This window comes from Neoroseomonas rubea (genome assembly GCF_016106015.1).
GTDB lineage: Bacteria > Pseudomonadota > Alphaproteobacteria > Acetobacterales > Acetobacteraceae > Neoroseomonas > Neoroseomonas rubea.
Map to the genome: position 1 here is coordinate 1 of NZ_JACADQ010000163.1, position 8,721 is coordinate 8,721.

General features: G+C 71.9%; 7 protein-coding genes. 1 reads left to right on the plus strand and 6 read right to left on the minus strand.

The window, feature by feature from the left end; translation table 11 throughout:
- Positions 1–136 precede the first annotated feature (136 nt).
- Positions 137–1,054, minus strand: coding sequence for a polysaccharide deacetylase family protein (locus HW577_RS15165; protein WP_198376993.1), 918 nt, complete (start codon positions 1,052–1,054; stop codon positions 137–139).
- On the minus strand, positions 1,047–1,919 hold the full coding sequence (gene galU / locus HW577_RS15170) for a UTP--glucose-1-phosphate uridylyltransferase GalU (protein WP_332837731.1): 873 nt from the start codon (positions 1,917–1,919) through the stop codon (positions 1,047–1,049). The genes HW577_RS15165 and galU overlap by 8 nt, the downstream gene beginning before the upstream one ends.
- A gap of 146 nt (positions 1,920–2,065) precedes the next feature.
- On the opposite strand from galU, the gene HW577_RS15175 reads away from it, so the two are divergent.
- On the plus strand, positions 2,066–3,664 hold the full coding sequence (locus HW577_RS15175; RefSeq protein WP_198376997.1) for a peptide chain release factor 3: 1,599 nt from the start codon (positions 2,066–2,068) through the stop codon (positions 3,662–3,664).
- 7 nt (positions 3,665–3,671) lie between these two features.
- Here the strand turns inward: HW577_RS15175 and HW577_RS15180 are convergent, their stop codons facing one another.
- The 4 genes from HW577_RS15180 to HW577_RS15195 all read right to left on the minus strand — a co-directional run.
- Entirely contained in the window at positions 3,672–4,625 is a 954-nt protein-coding gene (locus tag HW577_RS15180) for a LysR family transcriptional regulator (RefSeq protein ID WP_198376995.1), read from the minus strand.
- Between the two features lie 151 nt (positions 4,626–4,776).
- Complete coding sequence (locus HW577_RS15185; protein ID WP_332837732.1) at positions 4,777–6,156, minus strand: serine/threonine protein kinase; 1,380 nt, start codon at positions 6,154–6,156, stop codon at positions 4,777–4,779.
- A 5-nt stretch (positions 6,157–6,161) separates the two neighbouring features.
- On the minus strand, positions 6,162–6,905 hold the full coding sequence (locus HW577_RS15190) for a metallophosphoesterase family protein (protein ID WP_198376996.1): 744 nt from the start codon (positions 6,903–6,905) through the stop codon (positions 6,162–6,164).
- A gap of 80 nt (positions 6,906–6,985) precedes the next feature.
- A partial coding sequence (locus tag HW577_RS15195; protein WP_332837733.1) for a polysaccharide biosynthesis/export family protein occupies positions 6,986–8,721 on the minus strand: 1,736 nt, incomplete at its 5' end.

The following is an 8,721-nucleotide window of genomic DNA, read 5'->3' on the forward strand; positions in this document are numbered from 1 at the left end:
CGCGCAGGGCTGACGAAGCGCCGCGGGGAGGCTGGCGGGGTCGCGAGGGAGGCCGCCGGCCGGGCCGGGACGCCCTCGGCCGGGTAGCGGTGATCTGCCCCCGCCGGGCGCGCGGGCGAAATGCCCGCGCCGCCGCCTACCCGAAGCGCGCGGCCCAGTGCCCAGCAATGTCGCGCCGCGGTGCCACCCAGGCGACATCACCCGCACGCGCGACATGTTCGAGCACCTGCTCGAGCCCCGCGATCCGCGATGGCCGGCCGATCGTGCGCAGATGCAGCCCGATCGACATCATCCGCCCGCCCTCCTTCACCAGCCGGTCGAAGGCGGCGATGCAGGTGCGGGAGAAATCCTCGGGGTGGATGAAGCCTGCGCCCGGGCGGAAGCGCATGTCGTTGGTGTCGAAGGCGTAGGGCAGGACGACGTGCGGGCGACCGTCCGGGCGGCGGAGGATGCGCGGCAGGTCGTCGTCGTAGCAGTCGGAATCGTAGAGGAAGCCGCCGTTTTCCATCAGCAGCCGCCGCGTATGGACCGAGGAGGCGGACTTGGTGTGCCAGCCGACCGGCCGGGCACCGGCATGCTCGGCGAGTGTCGCGACGGTCTTCGCGATCACGGCGCGCTCGGTCGCCTCGGCCATGCCGGCATGCATCTCCCACCGCCAGCCATGGGCGCTGACCTCATGCCCCCCGGCGGCAGGCGCCGCCGCCAGCACCGGCGTGTGCGCGACGGCGCGGCCGCAGCAGGAAAAGGTCGCCTTCACCCCGAAGGCGTCGAGCATGTCCATCACCCGCCACAGCCCGACGCGCGCGCCATAGGCGTAGTGGCTTTCCATGCAGGGGTCGGGCGCGCCCTCGATCAGCTGGCCGGATTCCGGGATGGCCTCGTTCCGCTCATCGCCGGAGGCGAGGGAGAGTTCCGCCCCTTCCTCGACATTGACGACGAAGGAGACAGCGACCCGTGCGCCCCCCGGCCAGGCCGGGTCGGGTGGCGTGCGGCCATAGCCAGACAGGTCGCGCGCCGGGTCGGGCATGCCGCCCGGCAGGCGCGCCTCAGCCATAGGTCTTGAGGATCGCCCGCATCGCCGGCGCCAGGTCCGGCCGGCGCAGCGCGAAGGCGACCTGCGCTTCCAGGAAGCCCGCCTTGTCGCCGCAGTCGAAGCGCTTGCCCTCATACCGCAGCCCATGGAACGGTTGGCTGCCGATCAGCTTGGCCATGGAATCGGTCAGCTGCACCTCTCCGCCCGCGCCCTTCTCGAGCTTGGCGAGGTGGCCCATCACCTCGGGCATCAGCACGTAGCGGCCGATGATGGTGAGGTTCGACGGGGCGACCTCCGGCGCCGGCTTCTCGACCAGGCCCTTCACGGACACCAGCCGGCCCTTGTCCTCCGCCACGTCGAGCACGCCGTAGCGGTTCACCTTCTCGCGCGGCACTTCCTCGATGGCGACGACGTTGCCCTCGGTCTCCTTGTAGGCGGCGGCGAGTTGGGCGGTGCAGGAGGTGTCGCACAGCATCAGGTCGTCGGGCAGCAGGATGGCGAAGGGGTCGTCGCCCACGAAGGCGCGGGCGCACCAGATGGCATGGCCGAGGCCCATCGGCACCTGCTGGCGAACCGTCACGATCGAGCCGGGGACCATGGATTGCGCCCGCAGCGCCTCCAGCTCGGCGGTCTTGTTGCGGTCGGCGAGCGTGCGTTCCAGCTCGTAGGCCACGTCGAAATGTTCGACGATCGCGGTCTTGCCGCGGCCGGTGATGAAGCAGAACTGCTCGATGCCAGCGGCGCGCGCTTCCTCCACCGCGTACTGGATCAGCGGCTTGTCGACGACGGGCAGCATTTCCTTCGCCATCGCCTTGGTGGCGGGCAGGAAGCGGGTGCCGAGGCCGGCGACGGGCAGGACGGCCTTCTTCAGGGGCTTCAAGGGCACGTGGGGCGATTCCTCGCAGGACGGACGTTGGCACAACGGACCATGCCAAGGCGGCATGAACAAGGCGTGGCGCCGAAACGGGCGTGCCCCGCGCCGCCGGGGTGGCGCGACGGGGCCGGTGGCACTAGGTTCCGCCCGCCATGGACATGCCCCTTCCCGCGGATCCCCGCGTGGCCGCCGAGGCCGCGCGGCGCCGCTCCTTCGCCATCATCGCCCACCCGGACGCCGGCAAGACGACGCTGACGGAGAAACTCCTCCTCAAGGGCGGGGCCATCCAGCTCGCCGGCCAGGTGCGCGCCAAGGGCAATGCCCGGCGGACGCGGTCGGACTGGATGAAGATCGAGCAGGAGCGCGGCATCTCCGTCGCCACCTCGGTCATGACCTTCGAGCGGGAGGGCATCGTCTTCAACCTGCTCGACACGCCGGGCCACGAGGATTTCTCCGAGGACACCTACCGCACCCTGACCGCCGTGGACGCCGCCGTGATGGTGCTGGATGCCGCCAAGGGCATCGAGAGCCAGACGCGCAAGCTGTTCGAGGTGTGCCGGATGCGCGACATCCCGATCATCACCTTCGTCAACAAGATGGACCGGGAGGGGCGGGACCCCTTCGACCTGCTGGACGAGATCGAGAAGACGCTCGCCCTCGAAGCCTCCCCCGTCGCCTGGCCGGTGGGGCAGGGGGCGGATCTGCGCGGCGTCTACGACATGCTGCACCCGTCGCTGCGGCTGGTGGACAGCGAGGAGGTCATCCCGCTCACCGGCCTCGACGACCCGACGATCGAGGCGCGCGTGCCCGGCGACCGCGCGGCGACGCTGCGGGAACAGGCGGAACTGGCAGCCGGCGCCTGCGCCACCTTCGATGAGGCGAAGTTCCTGGAAGGCTCGCTCACGCCGGTCTATTTCGGCTCTGCACTGCGGGATTTCGGCGTGGCGCACCTGCTGGAAGGGCTCGCGCGCTTTGCGCCGCCGCCGCGCCCGCGCGCGGCCGATCTGCGGCCGGTACGGCCAGAGGAGCCGAAGCTCGCCGGCTTCGTCTTCAAGATCCAGGCGAACATGGACCCGCAGCATCGCGACCGCGTCGCCTTCCTGCGCATCTGCTCTGGCCGGCTCGAGAAGGGCATGCGGCTGAAGCAGGTCCGCACCGGCAAGCAGGTGCCGGTCAACGCGCCGCTGTTCTTCTTCGCCAAGGACCGCCAGGTGGCCGAAGAAGCTTGGCCGGGCGACGTGGTCGGCATCGCGACCCATGGCGGCATCCGCATCGGGGACACGCTGACGGAGGGCGATGCGCTGAACTTCCAGGGCGTGCCGTCCTTTGCGCCGGAGCATCTGCGCCGGGTGCGGCTCGACGACCCGATGCTGGCCAAGAAGCTGCGCAAGGCGCTGGACGAGCTGGCGGACGAGGGCGTGGTGCAGCTGTTCCGTCCGCTCGACGGCTCCCAGCCCATCGTCGGCGTGGTGGGTCTGCTGCAGCTGGATGTGCTCGCCTCGCGGCTGCGCGCGGAATACGGCGTGCCGGCCTCCTTCGAGGCCGCGCCCTGGACCATGATGCGCTGGATGGCGAGCGAGGACCGCGCCGCGATCGAGCGCTTCGCCGCCCAGAACCGCATGGACATGGCCGAGGACCACGATGCGGAGCAGGTCGCCTTCTTCACCTCCGACTGGCGCCGCCGCCGGGCGGAGGAGGAATGGCCGATGATCCGCTTCCTTCCGGTGCGCGAACAGCACGGGCTGGCGGCGGCGTAGTCAGCCTTTATTTCGCCGCCGCGGCGAGGGTGAGCAGGCCGGACTCCGCCGCGGCCGCCTGCACTTCCCGCGCAACGAGCGTGCGCACCCACGCATGGCCCGCATCGCGCCGTCGTCCCTCATGCCAGACGAGCCAGATCGGGATGCGGATCTGCGGCCCGGGCACGTCGGTGACGATCATGCCGAACTCCTCCTCCGCGATCCGGGCCATGCTGCGCGGCAGCACGCCAAGGCAGTCGGTTCGGGAAACGGTGAAGGGCACCTCCAGGTACTCGCTGACGATCAGGCGGCTCTCGGCCATCAGGTCCCACAGCTTGCCCTGCAGCACCTTCGGGCGGCGTTCCGGTGCGCGGCGATGGCTGCGCACGAACTCCTCCTTCGCCAAATCCCGCCAGCCCATGCCCTTGAACGCGCGGGGATGCCCGCGGCGGGCGACGATCACGAGCCCGTCCTCGAACAGCTTCCTGTTGACGAAGCGGTCCTCGCTCGCCGCGATCCAGTCGACCGCGAGGTCGAGCACGCCGTCGCGCATCAGCCCCGGCGCGTCGTCGGCGAGCGTCCTTGTATCGAAGCGCAGCAGCACGCCGGGCGCCTCGGCCGCTGCCGCGTCGCGGATGCGCATGGCATAGGCCGGCCCGAGCGGGTGGGGGATCGCGACCTCGAACCGCCGCGTGCTGCTGGCGGGATCGAAGCCGCGTGCCTCCTCGACCGACTGGCGGAGGCTGTCGAGCGCCGCATGCACGTCGGGGAAGATGCGGTTTGCGACGGGCGTCGGCACCATGGCCGACGGCGTGCGCAGGAACAACTCGTCCCGGCACGCCTCCCGCAGCCGGGCGAGCGCGTGGCTGGTCGCCGACTGGCTGAGGCCGAGCCTCTCCCCCGCGCGGGAGACGGAGCGCGTCTCGTGCAGCGCCTCGAAGACGAGGAGCAGGTTCAGGTCGAGCCCGCGCAGCGATGTCATCGCGCCTCCCCGGCGGCCTGGGTCACGCCTTGGCCCGGAGGGGCGCCGCGCACCGTTTCGAGAGCGAGTGTGCGGCCTGGACCGGGTGCGTATCAAGCGCCCGATGGCGCAAGGCAGGGCGGAGCCCGAACGCGCGCCGGCGGCGCGCCGGTCAATCGCCGCCTCGGCGCCGGACCACCGTGACGCTGCACGGCGCCTCGGCCGCCACCTTGCCGGAGACGCTGCCGAGCACGCGGCGCTGCAGCGTGCTGGCCCGCGCGCCCAGTACCAGGTGATCCACCAGATTCGCCCGCGCGTAGTCCAGGATGGCGTCCGCGACGTCCGCCGCCTCCAGCACGTGGAAGGTCGCCCGCCCCTCCGCCAGGCCGAGCGGCCGCGCCCAGTGTTGCAATTCGACCAGCCGCTGCACATGGCGGTTGCGGCCATGCTCGTCGAGCGTCGTGTCGAGCGACAGCAGCGCGGTCTTGAGGACATTGAGGCAGGCGAGCCGCGCACCCGGGCGACTCGCCAGCATCTTCTGCACCTGGTTGCGCAACGCGCCGGCGAGGTCGTCGCTCATCTCGGCGAAGTCGACTGCGACGGCCAGGATCGGCGCCGCGGCGATCTGCGTGCGCGTGCCGAGCCGCCGCGCCACCGGTTCCTGCTGGCGGAAGCGGCGGTGCAGCACGGTCAGCCACCCGTCGCGCCGCGTCTTCTCCGCCCGCGGGCCGAGCGCGACCTGCTCCGGGTGGCGCAGGTCGAAGGCGAGTTGCGCCGCGGTCGGGTAGCGGTTCTCGGGCAGCACCTCGAGGCATCGCAGGATCACCTCCTGCAGCCAGGGCGGGATGGCGGGGCGGCGCCGGCGCGGCGGCACCGGGTCCCGCCACAGCCGCTCCTTGACGCCCTTGAGGTGCTGCGGCTCCCCGAAGGGAAGGTCGGCGGTCGCGAACTGGTACAGCAGCGCGCCGAGGGCGAAGATGTCGCTCCGCGATTCGCTGCGGATGCCGAGCGCCTGCTCGGGCGCCATGTAGGGCACGGTGCCGTAGGGCAGGCGGAATTCCTCCGCCATCAGGTCGGGCAGGGTTTCGTGGTGCGCGAGGCCGTAATCGATCAACACCGCCTGGCCGTTGTCCCGGAACAGGATGTTCGCCGGCTTCACGTCGAGATGGATGACGTTCTGGTGGTGCAGGTCGTCCAGCGCGTCGGCGACGGCCGCGCCGATCGCGGCGACCTCCGGCGGCGGCAGCGGCAGCGCGCGCAGCCGGTGCGACAGGGGTTCGCCGCCGATCCGCTCCATCACGATGTAGGGCTCGGCGTCGAAGCCGCCCTGCGCGATGAAGCGCGGCACATGCGGCCCGGTCAGGCGCGGCATGATCATCTGCTCCATCTCGAAGGAGACGATCGCGGCGGGGTCCTCCCCCTCCCGCAGGCGGGGAACCTTCATCAGCATGGGCAGGTCGTGGTCGGGATGCGTCACGTCGTAGAGCACCGCCATGCCGCCCTCATGGCGGATGCCGGCGACGGTGAAGCCGTCGATGACGCGGCCCGGCACGGCGTCTAGCGGCCGACGAGCAGGCGTTCGGCGAGGCCGAGCGGCAGGCCCGCCGCCCGGATCTTCGCCGCCGCGGCCGCGACGTCATAGGGCACGCGGTGCCAGGTCGCGACGAGCGGCACCGTCTCCAGCATCATGTAGCAGGCGGCGGGGTCGGCATCGCGCGGCTGGCCGACCGCGCCGAGCACGGCGAGCCAGCGGCGGTGGCGCGCCAGCGGCACCGGCGCCCCGGCCACCGGGCGGAAGGGCGTCACCTTGCCCGTCTCCCCCAGCGCGTAGAGCGCGGGGCGGTGGACATGGCCGCAGAAGGTCGCCTGGGCTGTCGTCGCCTCCAGGCTGCGACGCGCGGCTTCGGCATCCGACACGTAGCGCCACAACGCCGGCGCCGAGCCCTCGGAATGGACGTAGAGCCGCCCTTCCTCCTCCTCCGTCAGCGGCAGGGCGCCGAGGAACCTCCGATGCGACTCCGTCAGGCGTGTCCGCGTCCAGGCCATGGCGGTCGCGGCCATGTCGTTCATGCCGGTCGAACCGCCCCCGAGCGCAGCCTCGTCATGGTTGCCGAGCAGCGCGAGCGCGCCGCCGGCGACGAGGTCGATTGCGAGGTCGAGCACCGTCTCGGGGTCCGCGCCATAGCCCACAAGGTCGCCCAGCAGCAGGATGCGGTCCGCCCCACGGTCGCGCGCATGGTCGAGGCAGGCGCGGAACGCCTCCAGATTGGCGTGGATGTCGGCGAGCAGGGCAAGTCGCATCGCGGCGAGCCTAGATCAGCGCCCGATCCAGGGGAACCGCGCGGCGCTTCGCCCCGTCCGGCCGGGCGCCCGCCGCCGCGCTAGAGGAAGACGCGGGCGGCGAGCGCGATCTGAAACAGCGCCGTGACCAGGTCCCGCCCGAACAGGAAGTATTTCGGGTCGAGATAGGGCAGGGCGATCAGCTCATCCCCCGGCCGCGGCGCCTCCCTCGGCTCGAGGATCGCCTGGCCGGAGGGGCGGCGCACCATCAGCGTGCTGCGCGCCCCGCGCGCGGTCAGCCCGCCGGCGGCCTCGATGTACTGGTCGACCGACCAGCCTTCGCGCCAGACCACGGCCTGGGGAAAGTTGACCTCGCCCTGCACCATCACCGTCTGCGCGCGTTCGGGGATGACGATGATGTCGCCTTCCTCGAGCCGGAGCGGCGCGCAGCGCCCATCCGCGCCCATGACGACGAGCCGGCCTTCCGGCTGGATGCGCCGCGCGCGCGCGATGTACTGGGAGACGAGGTTGGCTTCCGCCGTGCGGGCTTCGGCCACGCTGCCGGTCGGCGCCGGGGAGAGGAACAACTGGCGTTCCAGCCGGTCGAGCGCCTCGTCGATCGAGCGCTTCTGCGCGAGTGCGAGTGAGGGCCGCATGATGAACACGCCCTCGGTGTTCGCGAGGCCCGCATCGACCGCGATGTGGTCGAGCACCTGGCACAGCGTCATGTCGCGGTCGGCCACCAGCACCGAGGGATAGAGCCGGCTGCCTTCGACGGTCACCCGGATGGTGCGCGTGGCGACGTCGGCGACGAAGGTCACCGTGTCCTGGTCGAGCAGGGTCTGCTGCGCGAGTTCCGCGACGGTCATGTAGCGGGAGAAGGGTTGCGCGTTGCGCACGCCGCGCACCACCGCGTTGGTTGCGGCGGGCAGGGGGCGCGCGAACTCGATCAGGTCGCGGCCCGACAGCGTGCTGCGCGCGGGGCTTTCGAACAGGTAGTTGTTGCGCACCGCCCCGTCGGCGCCGACGAGCGCGCGCTGGCGTCCGACCACGAGCGTGTCGCCTTCCTGCAGCCGGATCGCCGGCAGCCGGCCTTCGAGCAGGAAGCGATAGAGGTCGATGGAGGCGAGCGTCGCGCCGCCGCGCGTCACCGTGACCTCCCGGAAGGACCCCCGGCCGGGATCGATGCCGCCGGCGCGCACCAGGAAGTCGAGCACGCTGTCCGACGCCGTGCCGGCGTAGCGGCCGGGGGAACGCACGAAGCCGGTGACGAAGACGCCGATGCGCTGCGTCGACATCACCGAGGCGTAGACCTGCACCTGCGTCGTATAGACCTTGCGGATCTCGGCCTCGACCACCGATTGCAGGTCGCCCACCCGCACGCCCGCGACCGGAATCGGCCCGATGTTCGGCAGGAACAGGTTGCCCGCGGGGTCGATCGCGCCGACGAGTTCGGATTCGACGGCACCCCAGGCGCGGACCGAGACCCGGTCCCCCGGCGCCAGCACGTAGTTCGGGTTGGGCGCGTCGGAGGAAGCCTGCGGCGTCTGGGTGAAGAGCGCGGCGCCGAACACCGCGGTGGCGGGGCCGGACAGCCGCTGCTGGTCGCCCAGCGGGGCAACCAGGGTCGGGCCGCCTTCCGCCTGGGTCGCGCTGCCTCGCCGCTCCATGCCGCGCTGCTGGCCGGGCACATCGGCAAGGCTGCGCTGGTCGAAGACCGGGGGCGGCAGGCCGGCGGCGGGGTCGCCTGTGGCCGCCCCCTGCGCGCCCATCTGCCCCGGGCTCAGCGTCGGCATGCCGGGCAGCGCGCCGGGCACGCCGCCGACCCCGGCCGGAC